Consider the following 26345-nt stretch of genomic DNA (forward strand, 5'->3'; position numbering starts at 1 on the left):
CCTTGACGGCATCCATCCAGCCGCCGGCGCGTGGCAGTAGCTTGCCGCCGGCGGGGCCGATGGCGACCAGCGGGGCGCCCATGCCGAGGGAGAGGGCGAACAGGGCGGCCCCGCCCAACCAGGGGTCGCCGGTCTGACCGATGTAAATCAGCGCGCCCATCAGTGGTGGTGCCACGCACGGGCCGACGATCAGTGCCGAAAGCAGCCCCATGATGGCCACCCCGGTCAGCGAACCGCCCTGCTGTCGGTTGCTGACCTCGCTCAGCTTGCTCTGCCAACGGGAGGGTAGCTGGAGTTCATAGAAGCCGAACATCGACAGTGACAGCAACACGAACACGGCCGCGAACGCGGACAGGATCCAGGGATCCTGGAAGGCAGCCTGCAGATTGGCGCCGAACAGTCCGGCAATCACCCCTGCGACGGTGTAGGTCACCGCCATCGCCAGCACGTAGACCGACGACAGGGTGAATGCCTTGCGGGTGGTCAAGCTATCGCCCTGGCCGACGATGATGCTCGAGAGAATCGGGATCATCGGGAACACGCAGGGGGTGAAGGCGAGCAGCAGTCCCAGCACGAAGAAGGTGCCGAGGACGAGACTGGAGCTGCCGGTGGCCAGGGACTGAGCGAGACTATCCTGTTCGGAAAGCGGTTCGTCACTGGCTGGTGCGATCGGGGCCGGCTCCGCTTGTGTCGATTCCGACTCCGATGCCGTCGCTGCGCCGGCCGGCAGTTTCAGTGCCGCCTCTTTCTTCATGGGCGGATAACAGATCCCTGCATCGGCGCAGCCCTGGTATCCGGCCACCAGCGTCACATCGGTCGGTTCCAGGTTCTCGCGGTTGAGGGGAAGGCGGACTTCGGCCTCGTCATAGAAGACCTGAATGCGCCCGAAGAACTCGTCATTTTTCTCCTTGCCAGCGGGGATCCGCGGGGTACCCAGAGAAACCCCGTCGCTGTCTCGGAGTTCGAAGTTGAGTTTATCGCGGTACAGGTAATGTTCCGGCTCGATATCCCAACGGGCGACAAGCGTATTGCCATCGGTTACCTCTGTGGAAAAGACAAAGGCAACATCCGGATCGAGGACCTCGTCCTCTCCCCGGAAACTACCGCCGCCGGCCTCGCCAAGGGTCTCGCGTGCATTGGAAGCGGCAGCTGATGCCATGGAAGCCAGGCGAACCGTCGCCTTCTGGCGATGCGGGGGATAGCAGACCCCAAGGTCGGCACAGCCCTGAGAGCCGGCGTCGATAGTGACCGAGTCGGGAGCCCCTGCGGTGCGCTCTATGGGGATTTCGGCGCTAACCTGCCCCCGGTAGGTCTCCACCCTGCCAAAAAATTCGTCATTTTTGACCTTTCCGGGTGGGAGAATGGGTTCACCGAGGCTCACGCCTTCGGTTTCGCTCTTGAAATCGAGCTTGTCGCGATACAGATAGTAGCCATCGGCCACTTCCCAGGTGGCGCGCAGTGAATCGGGACCGGTCGCCTCCAGAGTGAACCGGAAGGCCTCTTCCGGCGCCAGCAACTCCTCCTCGGCAGGGGCAATCAGTGGCACAAGCAGTGCCAGCAGGGCAACTAAGCGACTTGTCATTTCGTTCTATTTTCCGGTTTGTTCATCGATCCAGCGTAAATAACCGCCGAGTCCCGCTTCGATTGGCAGCGCGATCACCTCCGGCAACTCGTAGGGGTGGTGCTCGACAATCGCTTCTTCCAAACGGGGGTAGCGATCAGTGCGGGTCTTTATAAGAAGGACGAACTCCGTATCATTACAGACTTTGCCCTTCCATTGGTAGTATGAGCGCATGCCGGGAATCACATTGACGCACGCGGCAAACCGATGTTCGACCAGATAGGCGGCCAAATCGTCGGCCGAACTCTGGTCGGGACAGGTGGTAATGACCAAGCGGTATTCACTCATAGGCTTCGAAGATAACGGATTGGGCGTTTTCAGGTAAAGTGTTGTCAAACCCGTGTATACTGACAGCTCCGTCGACCAAACATTCTATATCCCCCCGAACGGAAGATTGGCGTGTTCCGAATCCTGTTTTTGCTGTTCCTCTCCATTCCCCTGATCGAGATCTACATCCTGATTAAGGTGGGCAGTGCGCTTGGGGCTCCGTTGACCATCTTCCTGGTGGTGTTCACGGCGGCGCTGGGCGCACTGTTGCTGCGTTTTCAGGGGATCTATACGCTGCAGCGGGCGCGGATGGCGATCAACCGCGGAGAACTGCCCACTATTGCCATGCTCGAGGGCGTCGTGCTGGTGATCGCCGGGGCGCTGCTGCTGACCCCCGGCTTCTTTACGGATGCCATCGGGTTCTTGGCCCTGGTGCCGCCGCTTCGCCGTAAATTGATCTGGAAGATCATCGAGCGCGGGATGTTCGGGCCACCCGGCAGCGGGCCCGACCACCGTGAGCGCGGTCCTCGCACGATTGAAGGTGATTTCCGCCGAGACGATTGATTTTCCTCGAGTTTTCCCCTCCTGGTCGACGCCATCTTCACTGATCCGAACACACTAACCTATTCTCGGACAGGCTCCGCAAAGAGACTGATACGGTGGGTTTTTAAATGAATTTTCCGAAACCTTCGGGCTAACTGCGGCTATATTTTTTCTGTCGTCCCTTGACTCTCAGCAATGTGGACATATTATTAGCACTCAACCGGGGTGAGTGCTAACAGCGCCACACCCGGTCACTTGTTTAGGCTCTCAATTTCAAAAATTGCTTAGGAGAGAGGAAGAATAATGAGCATTCGTCCTTTGCATGATCGTGTTCTCGTCCGTCGTATGGAAGAGGAACGCACCACGTCCGGCGGTATAGTGATTCCGGACAGCGCCGCTGAAAAACCGAATCGTGGCGAAGTACTGGCTGTGGGCAACGGTAAGGTTAACGACAAGGGCGATGTGCGCCCCCTCGACGTCAAGGAGGGCGACACCGTCCTGTTCGGCCAGTACGCCGGCCAGAAGATCAAGCATGAAGGTGAAGACCTGCTGATCATGAGTGAGGACGACATCCTGGCGATCCTCGACTGAGCGAGCGCCACGTCTTCTCTATCGATAATCAGGTTTTTCCAGGAACAGTCGAGAGGTAATACAGAATGACCGCGAAAGAAGTGCGATTTTCCGACGATGCCCGGCATCGTATGCTGCATGGCGTCAACATCCTGGCCAATGCAGTCAAGGTGACCCTGGGTCCGAAGGGCCGCAATGTCGTCCTCGAAAAGAGCTTCGGTGCACCGACGATCACCAAAGACGGCGTCTCTGTCGCCAAAGAGATCGAACTGGACGACCGGTTTGAGAACATGGGCGCCCAGATGGTGAAAGAGGTCTCCTCGCAGACCTCCGACGTGGCAGGTGACGGCACCACCACCGCAACCGTGCTGGCTCAGTCCGTGCTCACCGAAGGCATGAAGGCCGTTGCCGCCGGTATGAATCCGATGGACCTGAAGCGCGGCATCGATAAGGCTGTGATCTCGGCCGTCGAGCAGCTGCGCAACCTTTCCAAACCGTGCACCGACGACAAGGCGATCGCCCAGGTCGGCACCATCTCCGCCAACTCCGATCTCTCCATTGGCCGCATTATCGCCGATGCCATGGGCAAGGTGGGCAAAGAGGGTGTGATTACCGTTGAAGAGGGACAGTCCCTGGAAAACGAGCTGGATGTCGTCGAAGGCATGCAGTTCGACCGCGGCTACCTGTCGCCCTACTTCGTCAACAACCAGCAGTCCATGTCCGCCGAGCTGGACGATCCGTATATCCTGCTCTGCGACAAGAAAATCTCCAACATCCGCGAACTGCTGCCGATCCTGGAAGGCGTCGCCAAGGCTTCCAAGCCGCTGCTGATCGTCTCCGAGGATGTCGAAGGCGAAGCGCTGGCTACCCTGGTGGTCAACAGCATCCGCGGTATCGTCAAGGTGGCCGCCGTCAAGGCGCCCGGCTTCGGCGATCGCCGCAAGGCCATGCTGCAGGATATGGCCGTCCTTACCGGTGGTCAGGTGATCTCCGAGGAAGTCGGACTGACCCTGGAGAAGGCCACCATCGATGATCTGGGCCAGGCCCGCAAGGTGCAGATCACCAAGGAAAATACCACCGTGATCGACGGTGCCGGTCGCGCTGAAGAGATCGAGGCCCGGGTCAATCAGATCCGTGCGCAGATCGAGGAGACCACCTCCGATTACGATCGTGAAAAGCTGCAGGAGCGCGTCGCCAAGCTGGCCGGCGGTGTCGCAGTGATCAAGGTGGGCGCCGCCACCGAGATGGAGATGAAGGAGAAGAAGGCCCGCGTCGAAGACGCCCTGCATGCCACTCGCGCTGCAGTGGAAGAGGGTGTGGTACCGGGCGGTGGCGTTGCTCTGGTCCGTGCTCTCGAAGGGATGGCTGACCTGAAGGGTGACAACCACGACCAGGATGTCGGTATCAGCATCGCCCGTCGCGCCATGGAAGAGCCGCTGCGTCAGATTGTGGCCAACTCCGGTGATGAGCCCTCAGTGGTGGTCAACAAGATCCGTGAAGGCAAAGGTAACTATGGTTACAACGCCTCCACGGGTGAGTACGGCGACATGATCGATATGGGAATCCTTGACCCGACCAAGGTGACCCGTTATGCGCTGCAGAACGCTGCTTCCGTAGCCGGTCTGATGATCACTACCGAAGCCATGGTAGCCGAGGTACCGCAGAAGGAGGAAGGCGGCGCCGGCATGGGCGGCGGTATGGGCGACATGGGTGGCATGGGTGGTATGGGCATGATGTAAGCCCTGCGCTCCAACGCAGTCGCTGATTGAAAAAGCCCCGCCGGGTTTGCCCGGCGGGGCTTTTTTATGGAGTTGGTAACCACGGTGGACAGGGCGCGCGGGGGCGTTCTGGAAACGAAACTACGGGTGCGGACACAAAAAGCGAGGTTCCTCTCTCTCTCCTCTTGGTCCAAATCCCCTAATTTCCACTCTATCCTTCCGTTATGGCCAATAAACCGCAAATGTCTGCCGTGCCGTTTGTGCCCGAGACCCGTGATTTGGGTCGGCTCAGGGCTGCCGTGGCAGAGTGCCGGGGTTGTCCCCTGTACGAGAGCGCCACTCAGGCGGTGTTCGGTGAAGGTCCGGAATCGGCCGAGGTCGTATTCCTGGGTGAGAAGCCCGGGGACAAGGAGGACCGGACCGGGAAGCCGTTTGTGGGTCCGGCGGGCCGTCTGCTGGACAAGGGCCTGCAGGCCGCTGGTATTCCCCGCGACAAGGCCTACGTCACCAATGCCGTGAAACACTTCAAATGGGAGTCCCAGGGTGGACGTCGCTTGCACAAGAAGCCCAGTGAACGCGAGATCGCCGCCTGCCGGTCCTGGCTGCAGGCGGAAATGGCCGCCTTGCAAGCGAAAGTCCTGGTGTGTCTGGGGGCGAGTGCCGCCGTTTCGGCCTTCGGACGCCACGTTCGCCTCATGGACCTTCGCAGTACCTTTTCCTCCACTGATCTGGCCGATACCACATTCGTGACCGTCCACCCTTCCGCGCTGCTGCGCATCCCCGATCCCGACCAGCGTCACCAGGAAACCGACAGTTTCATTGCCGATCTGCGTCGCGTGGCGGAACGGCTGGGTTATTAGTCACACACTGGCGGAATGACGGTTAACCACTGAGAATATAGAGGACCCCTCGCGAGAGGTTGCAGCCTCTGTGCTCTCAGTGGTTAAACTTATGTACCCGTGGTTAGCAGCTGGCTGCTGTTCCCCGCCCCGGAACCGCTCTTCGCCTGTTACAATCAGATTTTTTCGGCCCGACGGTGTGAGCGGTGAGCAAGGTCAATACATCCTCGATGAAAAGGCTTCTGGAGGGGTTTGCGGAGCCAATCTGCGAACGGGTCCTGACCCACTGGCGCAATTATCTGGAGTGCGCGGACGAACCGGTTGAGCCGTCAACGGAAATGGCAAAGGTATGGGCGTTCAGCGATTTCGTCGCACAGAGCTGCAGCCGGAATCCCGCCTTGTTAAAAACGCTGCTGAGCAGTGGTGATCTGGAGCGGGCCTATAAGGAAGGCGAGCTTGGCCAGCGACTCGATGCGGCTCTTGACGGAGTTTCGGACGAGAGCGATCTGGGCGGACGTCTGCGCCGGTTCCGGCGGCTGGAGATGGTACGCATCGCCTGGCGTGATCTGGCCGGCCGTGCCGAGCTCGTTGAGGTGACCGCCGATCTCTCCGCTCTGGCGGAGGCCTGCATCGGCGGCGCCCTTGCCCGGCTTTACCACTGGCAATGCCAACAGAGAGGCACTCCCTACGGATCGGACGACCGACCACAGCAGCTGGTGGTATTGGGGATGGGAAAGCTGGGTGCCGGGGAGCTCAATTTCTCCTCGGATGTCGACCTTATCTTCGCCTATCCGGAGGAGGGCGAAACCCGGGGCGGCCGCCGCAGCATCTCCAACCAGGAATTCTTCGTGCGCCTCGGCCAGCAGCTCATTACCGCCCTGGATCGCCCCACGGCCGAGGGGTTCGTCTTCCGGGTCGATATGCGCCTGCGCCCCTTTGGGGGCTCCAGCGCGTTGGCCCTCAGTTTCGACGCGATGGAGGCCTACTACCAGGCCCACGGCCGGGAGTGGGAGCGTTATGCCATGATCAAGGCCAGGCCGGTGGCCGGGGACCGGCAAGCCGGTGATGAACTGATGGCGCTGCTCAAACCCTTCGTGTTCCGCCGCTATGTCGACTACGGTGCTTTCGAATCCTTGCGCGACATGAAAGCGATGATCGAACGGGAGGTGAAGCGCAAGGGGTTGGAAAATAACGTCAAGCTGGGAGCGGGTGGTATCCGCGAAGTGGAATTCATCGGCCAGGCCTTTCAGTTGATCCGGGGTGGTCGCGAGCCCACTCTTCAATCTCGACCAATACTCACGGTGCTCGAGGCCCTGCGCGGCTTTCAGCTGCTGCCGGAGTTCGCCGTCGAGGAGCTGGTCGACGCCTATATCTTTCTGCGCAATGCCGAGCACCGCCTGCAGGAATTCGCTGATCAGCAGACCCATGATTTGCCGGAAGACGAAGTCGACCGGCTGCGGATGGCGTTAGCCATGGGCTACGCCGACTGGCCTGTTTTCGAAACCGACCTGCGCCAGCATATGCGCCGCGTTCACGAACATTTTGATCAAGTCTTCGCTGCCCCTCAGCGGGAGCACGCCGAAAGTGACGTGTTGGATACCAAGGGTGTGTGGGTGGCGACGCAGGATGACGAGCAGGCACGGGATACGCTGGAAAAGCTCGGGTTTAGCGAGCCGGAGAAGGCGCTCGATGCGCTGGCCGATCTCCGTGAATCACATAGCTATCGCGCACTGTCGGCCCACGGCAAGGAACGCATGGATCGGCTGATGCCGCTGTTGATTGGGGCCGTCGGGGCGACCGACGAGCCTGAGACGACCCTTGGGCGGTTGCTCAGCCTGATTAGTGCCGTTGCGCGGCGTACCGCCTATCTGGCGCTGCTGGTCGAGAACCCCATGGCACTTTCGCAGTTGGTGAAGCTTTGTGCCGCCAGCTCCTGGATTGGCCGGCTGCTGGAGAAGCATCCACAGCTGCTCGATGAGCTTCTCGACCCGCGCACGCTGTATGTGCCGCCCGGACGCGATGAGATGACGAATGAGCTGCGTCAGCGGCTCATCCGTATCCCGCCGGACGATTTGGAGCAGCAGATGGATGCCCTGCGCCACTTCAAACAGGCGATCCTCCTGCGCGTGGCCGCCGCGGACGTCTCCGGAGCTGTGCCGCTGATGGTGGTGTCGGACCACCTGACCGCGATGGCCGAGGTCATCCTCGATGAGGTCCTGGAACTGGCCTGGGGGCATATGGTGAATCGTCATGGCCGTCCCCAGTGCGGTGACGAACTCGCCTGTGACAAAGGGTTTGCCATTATCGCCTATGGCAAGATGGGAGGCATCGAGCTCGGCTACGGCTCCGACCTGGACCTGGTTTTCATACACAGCGGTGCCAGTGAAGGGCGTGCCACCGATGGTGCGAAATCGGTGGATAATGCCGTTTTCTATGCCCGTCTGGCCCAGCGCGTCGTGCATCTGCTGACTACCCGCACCGCGGCAGGTGAACTCTATGAGGTGGACGTGCGTCTGCGCCCGAATGGTGCTTCGGGGCTTTTGGTGACCAGCGTGCAGGCGTTCGCGGATTATCAGCGCGAGCAGGCCTGGACCTGGGAACATCAGGCTCTGGTTCGTGCTCGGCCGGTGGCGGGAGACCCCGGTATCGCCGAGCGTTTTCGGGTCGTGCGTGCCGAGGTGGTGAGTCGGAAACGGAACGCCGGGAAGTTGCGGCAGGAAGTCCGGGAGATGCGCGAAAAGATGCGCGCCAGTCTCGCCAAAGGTGGAAGCAACGGTTTCGACCTGAAGCAGGACCGGGGCGGTATCGCCGATATCGAATTTATGGTGCAATATGCCGTTCTGGCTTGGGCTTACACATATCCCGACCTCGTCGAATTCACCGACAACATCCGCCTGCTCGAGCGGCTTGGCGAACGGGATCTGATTCCGGCGGCCGAAGTCACCCTGCTGACTGACGCCTTTCGGGCCTACCGGGCGCGCGTGCACCAGTTGACGCTACAGGACCGGCCTGCGGTGGTGGGAGCCGACGAGTTTGCCGACTACCGCGACGGTGTAGTTCGTATTTGGCAGGAGTTGATGGAACCGGGCTGATTTCAGTGAATTTCTAACCGCACAGGCGCAACGAGCGCAAAGAAATCCGGATAAAGGCTGGTTGCCGGGGCAAACAGCATAGGAGCGGCGCTGCCCGGCAAGATTCCAGGTCGCATCCGGAAAACCGCGTTAGCGAATCCTTAGCGCTCTTTGCGTCTTTGCGGTTAATACACCCTATCGAGAAACTGCTGCACCGAGGAGAACGAGACAATGTCGATGGATGACCGCGACGGTGTCATCTGGTTTGACGGGGAGATGGTCCCCTGGCGGGACGCCCGGACACATGTACTGACCCACACACTTCATTATGGTATGGGTGTTTTCGAAGGGGTCCGTGCCTATAAAGGCGACCAGGGCACGGCGATTTTTCGTCTGCAGGATCACACCGACCGGTTGTTCCGCTCGGCGCATATCCTCAACATGCCCATGCCCTATGACAAGGTCACCATCAACGAAGCCCAGCGGGCAGCGGTGCGTGAGAATGAACTCGAATCCGCCTATCTTCGCCCTATGGCCTTTTACGGTTCCGAGGGGATGGGCCTGCGCGCCGACAACCTCAAGGTGCACGTGATTGTGGCGGCCTGGTCCTGGGGATCCTATCTGGGCAAGGAGGGTATGGAGAAGGGGATCCGCATCCGTACCTCCTCGTACACCCGGCACCACGTGAACATTACCATGTGCAAGGCCAAGGCGAATGGCAATTATATGAACTCCATGCTGGCGCTGCAGGAAGCCCTGGCGTGCGGTTATGACGAGGCCATGCTGCTGGACAACGAAGGCTATGTGGCGGAAGGTTCGGGAGAAAATATCTTCATCATCCGCAACGGCGTGATTTACACCCCGGATCTGACCTCGGCCCTGGAGGGTATTACCCGCGATACCATCGTTCAGCTGGCGGCCGAAATCGGCGTCGAGGTCCGCGAAAAGCGCATTACCCGTGATGAAGTGTACATTGCCGACGAGGCCTTCTTCAGCGGTACCGCCGCCGAGGTGACCCCGATCCGGGAGGTGGACAACCGCGCCATCGGTGAAGGCCATCGCGGCCCCATTACCGAGCGTTTGCAGAGCATGTACTTCGACCAGGTGCTCGGGCGGCGCAACAGCCATCCGGAATGGCTGACCTACGTGCGATAGAACAGAGGGAACCATCTATGAGCTCTGCCCCGCTTGAGCAGCAACGGACACTGAAAACCTCGAACACCGAAAACTTCTATGAGGTGACCGAGGCGGATCTGCCGGTGCATTGCCCGATGGAGGGTACCACCTTGTGGAATTCCCATCCGCAGGTCTACCTGCCTCTCGAGGAGGCGGGCGAAGCGCGTTGCCCCTATTGTGGCGCCGTTTACCGACTGAAGCGTGATTAGCTTTGGGTTTCACCGCAAAGGTGCAAAGAGCGCAAAGAGAACCTAATCGGGCAGGGGACTGCGTCGACTCGCCGTACCTGGGGCAGTCGCTGATCGAGCCTATTCTGAACGGTGCGCCTTTCAACCAAAGAAGATTATGGCTGCTCGCCCGGGTGATCACGCACGGCCCAGGAAAGCCATCATCCCCACGTAGGCGGGATACAGGTGCGGCAAGAGCGCACCGCGCGGGTCGCAGCCCGTCATCCGCGGGTCGCAACCCGTTATCCGCGGGTCGCAATCCGTCATCCCCGCGTAGGCGGGGATCCATTTTGAGTTATGCCTCCGTCCTCTGGATTCCCGCCTACCCCCCCCCGCCTCCGCGGGGGTGACAGGGAATGAGGGAGGGTGTGAGTAGTTACCAAACGTTTTTCTTTGCGCTCTTTGCGCCTTTGCGGTTAACGGGTTTTGGCCAATAGTTTCGATGAAAATTTCCCTCCCTCCTTTTGAAAATGCCCGCGTGCTGGTGGTCGGCGACGTCATGCTTGATCGTTATTGGCACGGCGACACTTCCCGCATCTCTCCCGAGGCGCCGGTTCCGGTCGTGACGGTGGGCGACGGGGAGGAGCGCCCGGGCGGCGCGGGCAATGTCGCCCTCAATATTGCGGCGCTGGGTAGCAGTTCCAGTGTCATCGGGCTGACCGGTGACGATGAGGCGGCCGATGCCCTGGAAAAGGTGCTCGGCGGTGCATCCGTGGGCTGCGTCTTTGTGCGCCTGACGGGCTACCCGACAGTGACCAAACTGCGGGTGATGTCGCGTCACCAGCAGTTGATCCGGCTGGATTTCGAAAACGGTTTTCCCGGGTGTGATCACGATGCGCTAATCGAGCGCTTCCGTGCCGAACTGCCCAGGACGGATGTGGTCGTACTTTCGGATTATGGAAAGGGGGTTCTGCGCGAGACCTGCCCCGAGATCATCCGTCTGGCCCGGGAGGCGGGGAAACCGGTTCTGATCGATCCCAAGGGCAACGACTTCATCCGCTACCGGGGCGCCACACTGATGACGCCCAACATGCCTGAATTCGAGGCGGTCGTGGGGCTCTGCGCCGACGACAACGAACTGGTCGAGCGGGGTGAGGAACTGCGTCGGGAGCTGGGGCTCGAGGCCCTGCTGATCACCCGTTCGGAGAAAGGCGTCACCCTGCTGCGTGCGGGGCATGTGCCGCTGCACCTTCCGACCCGCGCCCGTGAAGTATTCGATGTTACCGGCGCCGGTGACACGGTCATTTCCGTGCTGGCCGCCGCCGTGGCCGCCGGGCAGGACCTGGCCGAGGCCACCTCGCTGGCCAATATTGCTGCCGGCGTGGTGGTCGGCAAGTTGGGAACCGCGACCGTAACGCCCGATGAGCTTCGCAGGGCCATGCGCGAGCAGGACGAGGTCGTGCGCGGCGTGGTCGATGAGGAGCATCTTGTGGCCCTGGTGCAGGAGGCCAGGTCCCACGGAGAGCGGGTAGTGGTGACCAATGGCTGTTTCGACATCCTCCACGCCGGCCATGTGACCTATCTGCAGCAGGCGGCGGAACTCGGCGACCGGCTGATCATTGCGGTCAATGACGATGCCTCGGTGAGGCGCCTGAAGGGGGAGGAGCGCCCGGTCAACACCATGGAGAACCGCATGCATGTGCTGGCAGCGCTGGGTTGTGTCGATTGGGTGGTGCCGTTTTTTGAAGACACCCCGGAGCGGCTGATCTGCCGCCTGGCGCCCGATGTGCTGGTCAAGGGCGGCGACAACGATCCCGATAACATCCCCGGCGGCGGCTGCGTTCAAGATGCCGGCGGCGAGGTGCTGGTGATGAGCTTCGTCGACGGCTGCTCCACTACCGGACTCATTCAGGCCATTCGCAGCAGCGAACAGAAAAAGGGCTGATCATGAGTGCCGAGCCCCATGTAGTCCCTGTCGATGTGGCGGTGTTCGGTGGCGGCGTCGCCGGACTCTGGCTGCTGGGTCGTCTTCGTGCCGAGGGCTACCGGGCAGTGCTACTGGAGGCCAATGCGCTGGGATCGGGACAGACCCGCTACGCCCAGGGGATCCTCCATGGCGGCACCAAGTATGCCCTCACCGGCAAGTTGAGCGATTCGGCGCAGGCGGTGGCGGCGATGCCCGGCCTGTGGCGGGACTGTCTCGATGGCAAGGGCGAGCTGGATCTGACCCGTGTACGTGTTCTCTCACCCAATCAGTTCCTCTGGTCGACGGCGAATCTCACCTCGCGCATGGCGGGCTTCTTCGCCAGTCGCCTGATGCGGGGCCGTACCGAATCCCTGCCGGAAATGGAGCGGCCGCCGGTTTTTCGCCATTCCGGGTTTCGGGGTCAGGTGTATCGGCTCGATGAGCCGGTACTGGATACGGCCTCGCTGATCGAGGCGTTGTCGGCGCCGCACAGGGACAGCCTGATCAAGTATGAGTGGCCGCAGGGTTTTCATCTTTCCCGGTGCGATGCAGACTGGCGCATCGATCTGCATGATGGCAACGGACAGCAGCTTCGGGTCGAGGCGAAACGGCTGGTGCTGACGGCGGGCCGCGGCAACCGTGATCTGCTCGAGGCGGCCGGTTATACCCGGCCCGAAATGCAGCTGCGTCCTCTGGTCATGGTGGCCGCACGAGGCAAGCTGCCCGAGGGCGTCTATGCCCACTGTCTGGGTGCCAGCAGTAACCCTCGCATCACCATCAGTACGCACCGCGATGCCGATGGCCGGGTGGTCTGGTATCTGGGCGGACAGTTGGCAGAGGAGGGTGTGGGTCGTACTCGTGAGGAGCAGATTGCCGCCGCGCAGCGTGAACTGCACATGCTCTTGCCGTGGGTCGATCAGAACGGGCTGGAGTGGACCACGCTGGACATCGAGCGCGCCGAGCCGCTGATGCCCGACGGCCGGCGGCCGGATACGGCTTTTGCCGGGCTGGTGGACAGTCTCATTGCCGCCTGGCCCACCAAGCTGGTGCTGGCGCCCCGTCTTGCGGCGGACATTCTCAGGATGTTGAAAGATGCCGGCGTAGTGCCACAGACCGATCGGAAAACCGCCGAGGTACCGGAGGCATGGCCGCGGCCGGTCCAGGCACCGTTGCCGTGGCAGGAGGAATCACGATGGAGCTGAGATTATTGGGTTCGACCGGCATCCGGGTGAGCCCGCTGGGGCTCGGTACGGTGAAGCTTGGCCGCGATCAGCAGGTGAAGTATCCGCGTGGCTTTCGCATTCCCGGCGATGATGAAGTCCGCAACCTGTTTGCCCTCGCCCGGGATTTGGGCATCAACTTTGTCGATACCGCACCGGCCTACGGCACCAGCGAAGAGCGGCTGGGTCGTCTGCTGCCGAATCGCAATGACTGGGTCATCGTGACCAAGGTCGGTGAAATCTTCGAAAACGGCCGCTCCCGCTTCGACTTCTCTGCCGAACATACGCGGATGAGTGTGGAGCGAAGCCTGAAGCGACTTGGCCGCGACCACGTGGATATCGTTCTGGTGCATTCCGATGGCGATGACCTGGATATCATCGAGAACCGGGGGGCGCTCGACTGTCTGGCCGATCTGAAGCGTGAAGGCCTGATCCGCGCCTACGGCATGTCCACCAAGACCGAGGCAGGGGGCCTCTGGGTGGTCAGGAACTGCGACGTGGTGATGGCCACCTGCAATCCGGTGGATACCCATGACCTGCCGGTAATTGCCGAGGCCGAACGGCTGAACCGGGGCGTGCTGGTGAAGAAAGGCCTGCAGAGCGGACATGCGGACAGCAGCGCCGGCGGCTGCGGTATCGAGGAGGCGATGCGCTTTGTCTTCGCGCACCGCGGGGTGGGCAGTATGATCGTCGGCACCATCAACCCCGACCACCTGCGCCGGAATGTCGAAACCGTAAACCGCATCCTGGCTGCGCAGGAGACAGGCTGAGCCATGGGGGCAGAGCGGGTGCTGGTGGTCGGTCCGGCCTGGGTGGGCGACATGGTCATGGCCCAGAGCCTCTACCGCTATCTGAAAGAGGCCCGGCCCGCGGTTGAGATCGATGTCCTCGCGCCGGATTGGTCGCTGCCCCTGCTGGAGCGCATGCCGGAGGTGGCGCAGGGCGTGCGGATGCCGCTCGGCCACGGCGAGCTGGGTCTGCCGGTCCGTTTCCGGCTGGGTCGATCCCTGCGCGAACGGCATTATGATCAGGCCATCGTGCTGCCCCGGTCGCTGAAGGCCGCGCTGGTCCCGTTCTTCGCCGGAGCGCGGCGCCGGACCGGATACCAGGGCGAGATGCGCTACGGCCTGATCAACGACATGCGGCAGCTCGACCGCGAGGCATTGCCCATGGTGGTGCAGCGCTACATCAATCTCGGCCGGGTCACCACGAAACCGGAGCGCGTGCCCGACATTCCCAACCCGCAACTGCGGGTGGACGAGGCGAATGCCACTGCGCTTTTTGAACGCTTCGGACTGGATGGGAATCGGCCCGCGGTCGCTTTTGCGCCGGGCGCCGAATACGGTCTCGCCAAGCAGTGGCCGCCGGAATATTTCGCATCGCTGGCCCGCCGCCTCGCCGAGCGCGGCGTTCAGGTGTGGGTTGTGGGTTCGGACAAAGACAGAGCAGTCGGCGAGACCATCGTCGGCGCATCGGAGGGGGCCGTCCTCAATCTCTGTGGCAAGACATCGCTGACCGATGTCGTGGACCTGCTCTCTCTTGCGCAGGTGATGGTAACCAATGATTCCGGGTTGATGCATATTGGCGCGGCCGTGGGCACGGAAATCGTGGCACTGTATGGTTCCTCATCGCCAAACTACACACCGCCTCTGACCCGGCGAAAGGTCGTCTTCTTCCGGGAGCTGGAGTGTAGCCCCTGCTTCGAGCGAACCTGCCCGTACGGGCATACGCGGTGCCTGGGCGAGATCAAGCCGTCCATGGTGCTCGAGAAGATACAAGAAATTATCGATAGTATGAAGGAGCTCTCATGACCCCCGCCCTGTCGGCTGTATTGATCGTCAAGGATGAAGCGGAAAACATCGACGCCTGTCTGCGCAGCGTGGCATTCGCCGACGAGATCATCGTGATCGACAGTGGCAGCAGCGACGATACGGTCGAAAGGGCCAGGCGTTACACCGAGCAGGTCTACAACCATGCTGATTGGCATGGCTACGGTATCCAGCGCCAGCGGGCGCAGGGCTACGCAACCGGGGACTGGGTGTTGATGATCGATGCCGATGAGCGTGTCACTCCGGAATTGCAGGGCGCAATTCGTGCGGCAGTGAAGGCAAATGATCAAGGCAGGGTGTATGCCCTGTCCCGGCTGAGCTTCTGCTTCGGGCGATTCATCCGCCATGGCGGTTGGTATCCTGATTGGGTGGAACGCCTGTTCCCCCGTGAGTGGGCCGCTTACGATGATGCGTTGGTGCATGAGCGGCTGCAGATCCCTGCGGACATGGTCTGTGACCGCCTGAAGGGCGACCTGCTGCACTATACCTACCGTGACCTCGAACACTATCTGGTCAAATCGGCCGGCTATGCCACGGCCTGGGCCAGGGTGCGGCAGAAGCGAGGACAGCGCGGCAGCCTGGCGGCGGGCATTGGGCATGGTCTGGCCTGCTTCCTGCGGATGTTTGTGGTGCGACTCGGTTTTCTGGATGGCCGCCAGGGCCTTCTGCTGGCCCTGCTTTCCGGCCACTCCACTTTTGCGAAATACGCAGATCTTTGGGTGCGCCAACAGCCGGACGCGAACGATGTCTCTCCATGAATATCCTTGAATTGTGTCTTTCGCCCGGACTGGGTGGACTGGAGCTTTATGTGGCCCGCTGTGCCGAAGCCCTTTCCGGGAAGCACCGCGTGATTGGCGTGACGAGCACTGATACCCCGCTGATCCCCTATCTCGAACGGGTCGGTACTGCGCTGCATCACCTCCCAGCGTCGCGAGTACGAGCGGCACCGTTGTTCAATGCCCGACGCCTTGCAGCACTCATCGACCGCGAACAGGTGGATGTGGTGCATATGCATTGGGGCAAGGACCTGCCCCTGGCGGCGTTGGCCAAGCGCCTCTCTCGCCGCCGGCCGGCTCTGGTCTACACCCGGCAGATGCAGGTTACCCGTCCAAAAGACGATTTTTACCACAACGTCCTCTACGGCCAGATGGATGTGATGGTGACCATCAGCGAACGCCTGGCGGCGGATGCCCGCCGTTTCCTCGGGCCATACCATACTCAGAAGGTGCGCACCCTCTATTATGGTGTCCCGGAGCCGAAGCAAGCACTGAGCCGGGAGGCACGCAGGACACTGCGGGACGAGTGGGGCGTGCCGGATGGAGCGTTTCTTGTCGGGCTGTTCGCGCGCATCGAATCGTTCAAGGGACAGCACCTGCTGCTGGAAGCGGTGGAGCGGGCGGTCAGTGATGACATTCCTTTGTATGCGCTCATCGTGGGACAGGCCATGGACGGAGATTACCTGGCATCGCTCAAGGCGCGTGCCGAGTCCGGCGGGTACGGCGATCGCGTGGTGATTTGCGACTTTGTTGATGACCCGCAGCGCTGGATGCAGGCTTGTGATGCCGTTGCTCTGACTACTTACGAGGAAACCTTCGGTCTGGTCCTGCCGGAGGCGATGCGCGCCGGAGTGGCGGTGGTCGGCAGCAACGCCGGTGGTGTACCCGAGATCATCGACGATGATGAAACCGGACTGCTGTTCCAGCCGGGCGACGCACAGGACCTCTATGCGCAGCTATCCCGGTTGGCTTTACACGGAGATTTGAGAAAAAGGCTCGCGGCGGCCGGGAAGGCCAAGGCGGATAGTGAGTTCAACCCGGGCGACCACTTCTCCCGGCTGGAAGCCATCCTGCAGGGGGCGTCTGGAGCGTTTTAAAACACTTCGTCTTGCCTACGGATGCGGCTTAACAGCGCATCAATCTGCTCCGCAGCATCGGCGATATGACACCGGGAAACGTCCTTGGGATCGCCTTCACCCGGTGGGCTGAAAGTGAGCCGGACATCGGCATCATTCAGTGTCTGCCACCGCAGTGGTGATCCGGAGCGGTGGCCCGGATAAAACGTGGCAGTGGGTCGGTTCAGGGCGCCGGCGATGTGCAAGGGGCCGGTCGATCCGCTGATAAAGCAATCTGCCAGAGCCAAATGACGGGCCAGCGAAGGCAGGGCCTCGGGCGGCAGCACGGCAGCCGGGGCAACCCCCCGTAGTGAAGAGACGAGATCCCTGGCAACAGGCTCTTCGCCCGGCCCGGCGGTAAAGACAAAAGCACGTCCGGTCTTTGCCAGGCGGTGACAGAGATCCTGGTACTGCTCGGGTCGCAAGTTGTTGGCGGAACCGCCACTGCCGGCATGCACGAACAGCCACTGGGCGTCGGCAGGTAAGTCAAGTCGCTTTGATAACTCCGCACCAAATGTCTTGAGTTCGGCGGCTGGAAATTCCAGAAACGGTCCGTTTGGCGTTGCCGGTATAGCCTTTGCGTCGCGCCTAAGAAAATGCCGGACCAGATCGGCGTTATATTCGAATTCCGGTTTTTCCGAACGGGAGCGGCGCTGGACCACGCGATCGGTAAGCAGAATCTGGGCGAGTTTGGTTGCCGGTCCCAGCCGATATCTAACCCCGGCGAAAGCCAGTGCCGTGACTACCCTTGCTGTCGAAAACAACAAGATGGCCCGGTTGGCACCGGATTGACGGATTTGTCTGCTTATCTGCCGGATATCGCGGTATTGAGAACCGCCGGGATCGAGTACCACCTCATCAATCCATGGGCACAATTCCGCCATGCACCGGGTGTACTCCGGCACCAATGCGAGCACTCGCGCGTCGGGCAGTTGCTCCTTCAGCAGCCGGAAAGCCGGCCAGGCGAGCATGAAGTCACCTAGCTTGTCGTTGCGGACGACCAGTATGCGGGTGCGGGTCATTATGTCTTAGTGGGGGCTTGTCACTGTTAACGAATGCCGGACTCGCTGATAGGCGAGTCAAGGTTCTCTGCCGAGCGTCGATCTGTCTCTGATATCGAGTGGTATAGGCTGCGCTCATGGCGAGGGTGGCGAGAAACTGAAAATCGAGTACAGCAAATCGGGAGTTTGCTAAATTGGACAAGAGCAGGATCAATAAGATGCCGCTGGTTGCTGCGCTGAGATCATCGGGTATCAGCTTTTTTCTATAAGCCGCCATTAATTGACGGAGGACGAAAATCCCCAGCAAACCGAAGAGGCCGGCACCCACAATCCCCAGCTGTGCCAAGATGGTAAGGAATCCGTTGTGCAGGTGTGCAAATCGCGGCAGATTGCTTGCCTGGAGTCTGTCGATGGGTTCAGAAAAATCTTGAGGGGAAAAGTGCTTCTCTATCTCCGTGCCAGGTCCCCACCCCAATAGCGGGCGCTCCAACCAACGTTTCAGGCCATAATGCAGAAGGTGCAGTCGTGCTCCCATTGATTGGAAAGGAATCTGCTCCATCTGTGCGCCATTCAGGAATGCCGATATGGTCGCGCGATCCTTGGTGAGGCGTTGCTCCACCGTGGAGGAGTTTTGCATCGCAATAAGCACTAATATGGAGAACATCACGCCGAAGATTGCCAGCTTTTTGCGGTCAAGATGACGAACAATGACCAAGGAAGCAAGCAGGAGTCCCAGACTTGTTGCGACCCAAGCGCCGCGCGATTGGGCTGTGATTTGAAGTTGCAACAAGATGGCAAAGCCTGCAAACCAGAGAAGGCCAATAGCAAGTTTTGACAGGGGTCGGGACCGACTATTGAGTATCTTTGGCGTGAATATCAGCATTGCGATGAGGCAGGCGCCTGAAAGGATTCCTGCAAACATGATCGAGTAGGCGAATCCGGTCCGCCCGCTTCGAAGGGCGATTTCGATATTCGAAAGGTCGAAGCTCACAACCAGGTGCACGAATAGACCAAGGAGTGCCAGCAGAAAGCTCCAGTAGATCCGTTTCGGATCTCCCCTCATCCACCAGGCAAGTACCAGGAAAACAACAAGACGTCCCCAGTTTCGGGCTCCCTTCCACTGTTCGGTAGCGGTTCGAGGGAATTCGTTGGCCGCCAGATATGCATTCACTATGAGATAGAGGATGAAGGCGCAAGCCATCCAGAATGCCGGATCCCGGCTCAATTCCCTGCGAACTTCCCGAAACGAACCAGTAATGGCAATCAGCATCAGGAAAAGCCCAACCGCGGAGCCGACCTGGCCCAGGAAGGCGAAAAATGAAAACAGGTACAAACCTCCAAGCCCAATCTGTGTTGTCCACGTTGTTGATTGCGTCTTGTTGTACGCGATTGTTATGGCCAACGGATTTTTACACTCTGGCTTAGCTGTTTTATGAAAGGTGTCCACGGTTTACATAACCCATAAGAGCGCGAGAAGCCCCAGCTTTAGTCGTGGGGAGGGTGTCAAAGTCGGAACACGTTCTTGGTGCGATAGAATACCGCTGTATTTTTTCGCTCGAAGAACCCGGGCTTAAAGCCCCAAAAATTTAGCTGGCGAAAACCGTTTTCTGCCAGATTGTCAGCCGCCGCCTGGTAGCGTTCTCTTTCGAAGTCATCGAAGACAATGACACCACGCTCAGACAAGGCTTCGATTGCCGCATGCGCACAGTTGACCCGATCTCGGCCATCTACTACTACGACATCGAAGCGCTCCTGTCGGGTTGGGGCCATCTTCTGATATTTCCCGCCATACTCCAGTTCACAGAAGATAATCTCTGCATTATCAGGTGCAGAGGTTTTGAGGTGTCGAAACCACTCGGCGTGATGTTCAACAGTGGTGACCTTCTTTACCCGACTGGCGAAGTAGAGGGTCGAATTGCCGCCTCCGTACTCGAAGACGCTCATGTCAAGGTTCAGGCGCTCGTCAAGGAAGTCGATGGCGGGATAGGTGAACCAGGGCAGCGGGTTGTTCTCTCGATCCACCGGACGGCCTTCAAGGAAGGCATTGATCCAGCCCGATTCTACAAAGAAGCCTTTATATAAGTGCGAAAGCATTCGCCTGACTATCTCAGGATTGGTGACAAGATACCGCAGCACGGTGCCGGTCTTGTTCAATGCTTCGACAACTTTGGTCACTTTAACTTCCTTTCGGTTGGTAATGGGCCTGAATTTTTTCGTGCAGCGGTAGCATGACGGCCTGCCAGACGAGGTGCATGTCGGCATATTCGCGCGCTTGCTCCGACATCGCCTTGAGTTGTTCCGGATTCGCCATCAGTTGGGTCAATGCCCGGGCCGTAATAGCAGGGTCATCAGCTGGAAAAGTGATCCCGGTACGCCCATCATTGGTCAGATCTTGTACGGATGGCAGGTGTTCACTACCCGCGATTACGTTTCCAAAGTACTGCGCCTCCACCAGTACATTGCCGAACGTCTCGCGGCGTGAAGGGAGGCAAAAGATTTTCGATCGGCTGTACCATTGGTAAAGCAGGGCCTTATCGGCAATATGTTCCAGAAACGTCACTTTCCTGGCCTTTTCCGGGTTTAGCTGACGAAATTCGGCAATTGCGTTTTGGAATTCCGGAGTCTGTGAGCCGATGAAAACAAACTGCCAGCCCTCGGGGATCACCATTGCGGCGATAGTACTCAGCAAGTGCTCTGAGTTCTTCTGCGGGATACCCATCCTTGCCACATGAAGTACGATGTTTTCTTTATCTGGAAAGGCGCGTCGATGCACGCCGAGTCGGGCAACGATATCGGGATCAAAACCGCATGGCATCAACATGAGTTTGTCACGATCGACCTGGGTGACACTATCAAATACCGGTCGCGACTCCACCGATACCGCATCGCAATGTTTCAAGAACAACTTTCCGAGCAGACGCATCCACCAGCGGTATACAAAGAAGGCATTATCGACATAGAACCCGAAGCGTGGGCTCGAGGTGTCCGCCTTTGCATAGAGGAATCCACGAGGATTGAATAGTTTATAGAGAAGTCCGTTGTAAATGGGGCGCTTCTTTACGTTGTAAACCATCAGGACATCGATTGAACGAGCGTTGCGGGCGATATACCACCAAAATGGCAATTTGGCTTTCTTTGACCATAAGGAAGGCAGGAAGCGCAGCCTCAATGCTCCGCCCAACTCCCTCTTTGCATAGGGATACTCCCCATTGCGATAGGTAACTACCTCAGCTTTGTAACCAAAGTGTTTGCCCATGGTATAGGGAACCATTCCGTGCGGTTTCATCAGCCGCACATTATCGATTACCTCGCAGGCGACCACGAACTTGAGTTTTTTCTGCATAAACCCGTTGGAAATCTTCAATAACAGGAGTGTCCGCGGACAGTTGCTTCGGAGTCTATAGATTATGGTTGCAGCTGACTAATACAGGCGCCACATTTCCAACAAGATGTTCCACTAAGCCGGAGTGATATTTTGCCTCGTTTGGCGGGATTTTGTAATAAGCGTGTCGCCCGAAAAGCGAACACAACTACTGGGACACAGGGGTCGTCACCACGAGAGCGGAGCATGCCGGAAGTGGGCCAGAATCCTGATTCAGGAGCCTGTCGCACTCTTATCCTCTATGTTTTACCTTTTTGGGCCCGTGAAACACGCAGGAGCCGAGTGCGACGAGTTAAATCTATCGGAGCTCCGTGGACGACTACACTATAGGTTAGGTGGATCCTAAAGGGCTACGATCCGGCGAGCAAGTCCATTATCAAGTAGCTTTGGAGCTGCCCCAACGATGAGCCCGGTTCCTGACCCGTATTCAGGAGGGCCGGGTAGTCCCTTCGAGACAGGGGGCTATTTTTTAGCAGCCACTGCGAAGATCTGATTCACGCTCTGGGGGCGTGCTCTCAGGGAAGCACCAAAGCTCAGACCAAAAACCTAAGCAAACCATCGCACAGCATGAGAATCCTTTTTGTCGATCCAAAGTCCACCACTCCTTACGATTTCCAGCTTATGGAGTCGGTCGGCATCGGGGGTACCGAGGCCTCCCTGGTGCGTGTCGCTGAAGGTGTGTCCCGGAAGCACGATGTGGTGGTGGCGCAGCTTGGACGCAAAGAGCCCTACTCGGCGCATGCGGGTTTGCGTTATGTGTCCATGGATGAAAAGCCCTTCGGCACCGAAGATCCGGATGTGGTCGTGGTGGTACGCAAACATCGGCTGACGCCCGTTTACCGGGAGCGATATCCCCAAGCAGCGATTTACTGCTGGATTCACAATTGGCAACGCGCGGAGAATGTATTGAAACGCTATTGGCTTGCGCGCAATGGCTGTGGTGTGATTGCCGTCTCCGACGCACATTTGGCGGCCGCGGATCGTATCATCAACGGCCTTCCTGCCCGACTGCTTGGAAAAATCGCGGGGGCCCCGGGCCTGGTGCCGATCCAGCGGATCTACAACCCCATCAATGATGAGTTAAACCCGGATTCGATGCCGGTCAATCCGGACCAGCTGATCTTTTTCAGTACCGCGAACAAAGGACTGCGTGAGGTTCTGAGAACATTCGCCCGGGTTCGCGAACGCTTTCCTTTAATGAAACTGCTGGTGGCCGGCAATAGACCGGAAGGGCTGAGGGTGAATCTTGCCAAGGACCTTTCTCCGGGTGTGGAACTGGTCGGACGCCTGCCCCAGGCGGAGGTGTTGAAGCTGGTGCGCCAGTCGCTTTGCGTTTTTTACCCACAGACCATCCATCCCGAGACCTTCGGGCTCATCTACGCCGAGGCCAACGCAGTCGGCACCCCGGTGTTGGCGCACGATTTCGGCGCCGCCCGGGAGGTATTGGGTGGGCATGAGCAACTGGTCGACGGCCATGATGTCTCCGCGGTGATTGCAAAGCTTGCCGAATGGCGCGATGGTGGTCGGCCCCGGGTCAGTGCGCGACCACAGTTTCGCACCACCCGAGTAATTGCCGCCTGGCATGAATTCATTGAACCACACCATCGCCAAGTTGCTGATTTACAGACCCGATAGAGGTGGTGACGGATAACCACCCTGACACAGAAGGATACCTATTCAGTCGCTGCTTCAGGAAGCTGGCTCCCTTTGCGCACCCGATACCAACCCAACGCCTTTAAGGCATTGTTGTATTCTCGTATTTCCGCCAAGTCATCGAGTACTGCCGGGGGTTCGCAGCCCGGCAAGGCCCAAGTGTTGGTGGGACCCGCATTGGTGGCCAAAAAGTTCTCGCCGATGATGAAGCTGGGTCCCAGGCCGTAGCTGGGCGAGGGTTTACTGAGCAGATCGCGCCCGAAGCTGTAATAGGTGAACCCGGCTGGAGCCGCCAGTTCGAACAGGGTGGCCGGGACGTCAAGGTGGCTGCCGGCGGTCGCCGGCGTTTCCCTGCGTTCTCCCAGCACTTCCGGCCCATAGAGTACGAATGGGACGGCATCTTGCTCCACCACGCTGTCGCCGGGAAACCGGATCTCCAGGCGACGAGTGTGATCGCCGGTGATGGCGAAGAGCGAATCCCCAAACTGCCGCTCCGCTTCGGCTACAAAGTGTCCCAGTTGTTGATCCGCATACCAGAGATGCCCGAGTTCCCGCATTGTGGTTCGTTTGGTTTCGACGAGCGGCTCGGGTAGCTCCTTTATCGGATAGCCCAGCCGTTCGAGGTCCAGATCGAATGGGGGATGGTTGGTGGTGGTCAGGATCAGGTTGAAACTGGGCTGGTTGTCGTCCATGGATTCAAGGACGAAATCGAACAGGTGTTTGTCATTCACCCCCCACTCGTTGGTGGAGGCACCCGCTCTCATGCTGCCGCCGCCCCATACTTCGTCGAAGCCCTGGGCAAGCGCAAAGGAATCGACCCGCTGCCAGCTCAGGTAGCCGCCGTAGTAGAAACGGGTGCGATACCCCATGCGCCGAAAGGTCTCTGCGGTGGACGAGGGGAGCGGTTTTTGGGTGCCCGGTTCATAATTCACGTTCAGGCCCGTGTCGGGTAGGCCTGTCATCATTACGTTGAGAGCGCCAATCGTACCGGTGGTATAAGTCGGCAGGAAGTTGGCGAAGTAGATCCCTCGCTCCGCCAAATCGCTAAGCTGTGGAGCGAATCCGGTCCAGCGGTACTCGGGCATTACTGTCCAGCCGTCGTGGCTCTCCATGAGTACCAAAAAGATGTGACGCGGTCTGGTCGCTGCGCCCGCCGCCTGCATTCGCAATCCTTCATCGATGTCGCGGGGTACCGGTCCGGTTTCTCCGTGAACGTCACGCACCGCGGCCAGCGCCGCATGCAGATCCCGGCTCGGCCATAGGGAATCCAGATTGCCCGAGCGCTCAAGCGCCAGTTTCGAATCCAGGGTATAGCGGAGTGCCGACAAGGGATTGACTACCATGCGGTTGAGCATCAGATCGTTCACCACATGGGCATGCTTCAACCGGATTGGTTGGCCCCAGAGGGTTCCGCCTCTCATGAAAACGACGAACAGGAAAAATAGCACCAGCGCCAGTCCTGCGCGGGCAAGCCCTCCGCGCACCGCGGCCAGGGCGAAGACAAAGCGGGGATTCCAGAGTAGCCAGCGGCGCACTAACCAGAGGCTCAGAACCATGATCGGCGCCGTCGCGATCAGGAACAGCAGCGGGTGATACTCCTTCCAAACCGTGGTGAGAATTGCCATGGCATCGTCATGGAGCATCCCGAAGATGTGGTGATTGAACTGGTCGCTGTACTCGTGGAAAAAGACCAGATTAGCGGCCAGCAGGGGTAAGGCGAGTACTACGTAGCCGTAGCCCACATAGAGACGCAGGCGATGCAGGAGCTTGCCTGTCGGCAGGATGAGGATTGTAAGTGAAGCCAGGAAGGTGAGCGCCGCCCAGCTGGCCGCTGTGCTGATGTCGAAACGCAATCCCATGCCCTGCACCAGGAGCAGATCGCCGAATCCCTTGTCGCCGATGCGTGCACTGAAGGCCCCTATCAGCACCGGTCGGTAGAGCTGGAGGATGGCGAAAACGAATACGAATAGTTGGAGATCCTTCCCCCACTGGTGCAACAGCGCACCGGTTCCCCGCCGCGCTGATGCTTCTCCTTCGCGGGCGGCACTCTCCGAAACAGCGCTCCAGCTGATTTGCCCCGTCCCTGTGCAGGCGTTTTCAGACACACTACTCATGCGTTTTCCCCTTATCGACGAGCACTGATCAACCCAGCATCTCCTTGAAATAGCCAATGGTTTGCTCCAGTCCTTCGGCCAGCTTTACTTTCGGCTCCCAGCCCAGCTTTTCACGGGCCAGGTCGATGACGGGCTTTCGCTGCCTGGGGTCATCGAAGGGGAGGGGTTTGTAGACGATTTCGGATTTGGAACCGGTCATATCGAGGACCTTTTCGGCCAGCTCGGAAATCGTGAATTCGCCGGGATTGCCGAGATTGGCGGGACCGGTGAAATCATCCGGTGACTCCATCAGCCGTACGAATCCTTCCACCATGTCGTCCACATAACAGAATGATCGTGTTTGCAGGCCCTCTCCATAGATGGTGATAGGCTCGTTTTTCAGCGCCTGCACGATGAAATTGGAAACCACACGGCCATCGTTGGGATGCATGCGCGGTCCATAGGTGTTGAATATTCGCGCAACCTTGATCTTGAGGCTGTGCTGACGGTAGTAGTCGAAAAACAGGGTTTCGGCGCAACGCTTGCCTTCGTCATAGCAGGAGCGACGGCCGATCGGGTTGACATGGCCCCAGTAGTTTTCGGGCTGCGGGTGTATCTCCGGATCGCCGTAAACCTCTGATGTAGAGGCTTGCATGATTTTGGCGCTGGTGCGCTTTGCAAGGCCGAGCATGTTGATGGCGCCGTGAACACTGGTCTTCGTGGTTTGAACCGGGTCGTGTTGATAGTGAATCGGTGATGCGGGACAGGCCAGGTTGTAGATCTCGTCGATTTCGACGTACAGCGGAAAGGTGACGTCATGGCGCAGAAGTTCGAAATGCGGGTTCGGCAGCAAATGCAGGATGTTGTCCTTACTGCCGGTAAAGAAATTATCCAGGCAGAGAACATCGTGGCCGTCCGCCAACAGTCTCTCGCAAAGATGCGAACCGAGAAATCCGGCCCCCCCGGTGATTAGTACTCTTTTTCTGGTGTGCATTGAGCGAGTCCAATTTTCTGAGAAAGTTCGAAGCGTTGTTTAATCTTGCCGGGAGCCTGTCCGAGACTAGCGACCGTCACGAAGGCTTGGCCGCACGACTCCATGGATGGAGGAGCTAGAGCGAAGCAGGATGCCAGAGCCGAGTAGGTCGGTCTATTCTCGGACAGGCTCCACCCTGATACCGCATCTCCTACTTCGCTGCTTTCGCGTGGAGCACCGAGTTGGCGGTACGAATCCAAGCTCTCTTGTAGCTCGAACCTTGTGAGTCGTTCATCATGCATGCGTGTGGAATCTTGCTGACAGAGCAGACCCTGGTGTTGGCTTCCTCCTCGCACGCTACATGA

The 26345-nt window shown here is 59.3% G+C and carries 22 protein-coding genes; 14 read left to right on the forward strand and 8 right to left on the reverse strand.

All coding sequences use genetic code 11. The features are described from left to right. Both dsbD and cutA read right to left on the reverse strand, forming a co-directional pair. The coding region (gene dsbD, locus Q7L05_RS04330; RefSeq protein ID WP_303902486.1) for a protein-disulfide reductase DsbD at positions 1 to 1582 on the reverse strand (1582 nt) is incomplete at its 3' end. Between the two features lie 6 nt (positions 1583 to 1588). Then, complete coding sequence (cutA, locus tag Q7L05_RS04335; RefSeq protein ID WP_303902489.1) at positions 1589 to 1909, reverse strand: divalent-cation tolerance protein CutA; 321 nt, start codon at positions 1907 to 1909, stop codon at positions 1589 to 1591. 111 nt (positions 1910 to 2020) lie between these two features. On the opposite strand from cutA, the gene Q7L05_RS04340 reads away from it, so the two are divergent. From Q7L05_RS04340 to Q7L05_RS04400, 13 genes are all read left to right on the forward strand, one after another. Continuing rightward, complete coding sequence (locus tag Q7L05_RS04340) at positions 2021 to 2452, forward strand: FxsA family protein (protein ID WP_303902492.1); 432 nt, start codon at positions 2021 to 2023, stop codon at positions 2450 to 2452. A 282-nt stretch (positions 2453 to 2734) separates the two neighbouring features. Then, a complete protein-coding gene (gene groES / locus Q7L05_RS04345) occupies positions 2735 to 3022 on the forward strand; it encodes a co-chaperone GroES (protein WP_303902494.1) in 288 nt (95 codons plus the stop codon). 65 nt (positions 3023 to 3087) lie between these two features. Next, positions 3088 to 4740 (forward strand): chaperonin GroEL, encoded by a 1653-nt coding sequence (gene groL, locus Q7L05_RS04350; RefSeq protein ID WP_303902497.1) that lies wholly within the window; start codon positions 3088 to 3090, stop codon positions 4738 to 4740. Between the two features lie 221 nt (positions 4741 to 4961). Next, a complete protein-coding gene (locus Q7L05_RS04355; RefSeq protein ID WP_303902500.1) occupies positions 4962 to 5579 on the forward strand; it encodes a UdgX family uracil-DNA binding protein in 618 nt (205 codons plus the stop codon). Between the two features lie 185 nt (positions 5580 to 5764). After that, entirely contained in the window at positions 5765 to 8650 is a 2886-nt protein-coding gene (glnE, locus tag Q7L05_RS04360) for a bifunctional [glutamate--ammonia ligase]-adenylyl-L-tyrosine phosphorylase/[glutamate--ammonia-ligase] adenylyltransferase (protein ID WP_303902503.1), read from the forward strand. Positions 8651 to 8860: 210 nt separating this feature from the next. After that, positions 8861 to 9784 carry a branched-chain amino acid transaminase gene (locus tag Q7L05_RS04365; protein WP_303902507.1) on the forward strand — a complete coding sequence of 308 codons (924 nt, stop codon included), beginning with the start codon at positions 8861 to 8863 and terminating at the stop codon, positions 9782 to 9784. Positions 9785 to 9801: 17 nt separating this feature from the next. After that, entirely contained in the window at positions 9802 to 10014 is a 213-nt protein-coding gene (locus Q7L05_RS04370) for a zinc-finger domain-containing protein (protein ID WP_303902510.1), read from the forward strand. A 460-nt stretch (positions 10015 to 10474) separates the two neighbouring features. Next, positions 10475 to 11917 (forward strand): bifunctional D-glycero-beta-D-manno-heptose-7-phosphate kinase/D-glycero-beta-D-manno-heptose 1-phosphate adenylyltransferase HldE, encoded by a 1443-nt coding sequence (hldE, locus tag Q7L05_RS04375; protein ID WP_303902513.1) that lies wholly within the window; start codon positions 10475 to 10477, stop codon positions 11915 to 11917. A 2-nt stretch (positions 11918 to 11919) separates the two neighbouring features. Then, positions 11920 to 13140: an FAD-dependent oxidoreductase gene (locus Q7L05_RS04380; protein ID WP_303902516.1), complete on the forward strand. Its 1221-nt coding sequence runs from the start codon at positions 11920 to 11922 to the stop codon at positions 13138 to 13140. Next, positions 13131 to 13928, forward strand: a complete 798-nt coding sequence (locus tag Q7L05_RS04385; protein WP_303902518.1) for an aldo/keto reductase — start codon at positions 13131 to 13133, stop codon at positions 13926 to 13928. Before Q7L05_RS04380 ends, Q7L05_RS04385 begins: the two co-directional genes overlap by 10 nt. Positions 13929 to 13931: 3 nt before the next feature. Beyond that, entirely contained in the window at positions 13932 to 14969 is a 1038-nt protein-coding gene (waaF, locus tag Q7L05_RS04390; protein ID WP_303902521.1) for a lipopolysaccharide heptosyltransferase II, read from the forward strand. Further along, positions 14966 to 15745 (forward strand): glycosyltransferase family 2 protein, encoded by a 780-nt coding sequence (locus Q7L05_RS04395; protein ID WP_303902523.1) that lies wholly within the window; start codon positions 14966 to 14968, stop codon positions 15743 to 15745. Before waaF ends, Q7L05_RS04395 begins: the two co-directional genes overlap by 4 nt. Then, entirely contained in the window at positions 15742 to 16860 is a 1119-nt protein-coding gene (locus Q7L05_RS04400) for a glycosyltransferase family 4 protein (RefSeq protein ID WP_303902526.1), read from the forward strand. Before Q7L05_RS04395 ends, Q7L05_RS04400 begins: the two co-directional genes overlap by 4 nt. Here Q7L05_RS04400 and Q7L05_RS04405 read toward each other — a convergent pair. The 4 genes from Q7L05_RS04405 to Q7L05_RS04420 are packed head-to-tail and all read right to left on the reverse strand — an operon-like array spanning position 16857 to position 21243. After that, positions 16857 to 17900, reverse strand: coding sequence for a glycosyltransferase family 9 protein (locus tag Q7L05_RS04405; protein ID WP_303902529.1), 1044 nt, complete (start codon positions 17898 to 17900; stop codon positions 16857 to 16859). The genes Q7L05_RS04400 and Q7L05_RS04405 overlap by 4 nt on opposite strands. Beyond that, positions 17854 to 19326, reverse strand: coding sequence for an O-antigen ligase family protein (locus tag Q7L05_RS04410; RefSeq protein ID WP_303902532.1), 1473 nt, complete (start codon positions 19324 to 19326; stop codon positions 17854 to 17856). The genes Q7L05_RS04405 and Q7L05_RS04410 overlap by 47 nt, the downstream gene beginning before the upstream one ends. A 56-nt stretch (positions 19327 to 19382) precedes the next feature. Continuing rightward, the gene (locus Q7L05_RS04415; protein ID WP_303902535.1) at positions 19383 to 20054 is read right to left on the reverse strand and encodes a class I SAM-dependent methyltransferase; all 672 of its coding nucleotides are present in this window, start codon (positions 20052 to 20054) and stop codon (positions 19383 to 19385) included. Between the two features lies 1 nt (position 20055). Then, complete coding sequence (locus Q7L05_RS04420) at positions 20056 to 21243, reverse strand: glycosyltransferase family 4 protein (protein ID WP_303902538.1); 1188 nt, start codon at positions 21241 to 21243, stop codon at positions 20056 to 20058. A 585-nt stretch (positions 21244 to 21828) separates the two neighbouring features. Between Q7L05_RS04420 and Q7L05_RS04425 the strand changes: the two genes are divergently transcribed. Beyond that, positions 21829 to 22896: a glycosyltransferase family 4 protein gene (locus Q7L05_RS04425; protein WP_303902541.1), complete on the forward strand. Its 1068-nt coding sequence runs from the start codon at positions 21829 to 21831 to the stop codon at positions 22894 to 22896. 38 nt (positions 22897 to 22934) lie between these two features. Here the strand turns inward: Q7L05_RS04425 and Q7L05_RS04430 are convergent, their stop codons facing one another. Further along, the gene (locus Q7L05_RS04430) at positions 22935 to 25028 is read right to left on the reverse strand and encodes an LTA synthase family protein (RefSeq protein ID WP_303902544.1); all 2094 of its coding nucleotides are present in this window, start codon (positions 25026 to 25028) and stop codon (positions 22935 to 22937) included. A 28-nt stretch (positions 25029 to 25056) separates the two neighbouring features. After that, positions 25057 to 26001, reverse strand: coding sequence for a UDP-glucuronic acid decarboxylase family protein (locus tag Q7L05_RS04435; protein WP_303902547.1), 945 nt, complete (start codon positions 25999 to 26001; stop codon positions 25057 to 25059). Between the last annotated feature and the right edge of the window lie 344 nt (positions 26002 to 26345).

Source organism: Thiohalomonas denitrificans (assembly GCF_016841685.1).
Classification (GTDB): Bacteria; Pseudomonadota; Gammaproteobacteria; order Thiohalomonadales; family Thiohalomonadaceae; genus Thiohalomonas; species Thiohalomonas denitrificans_A.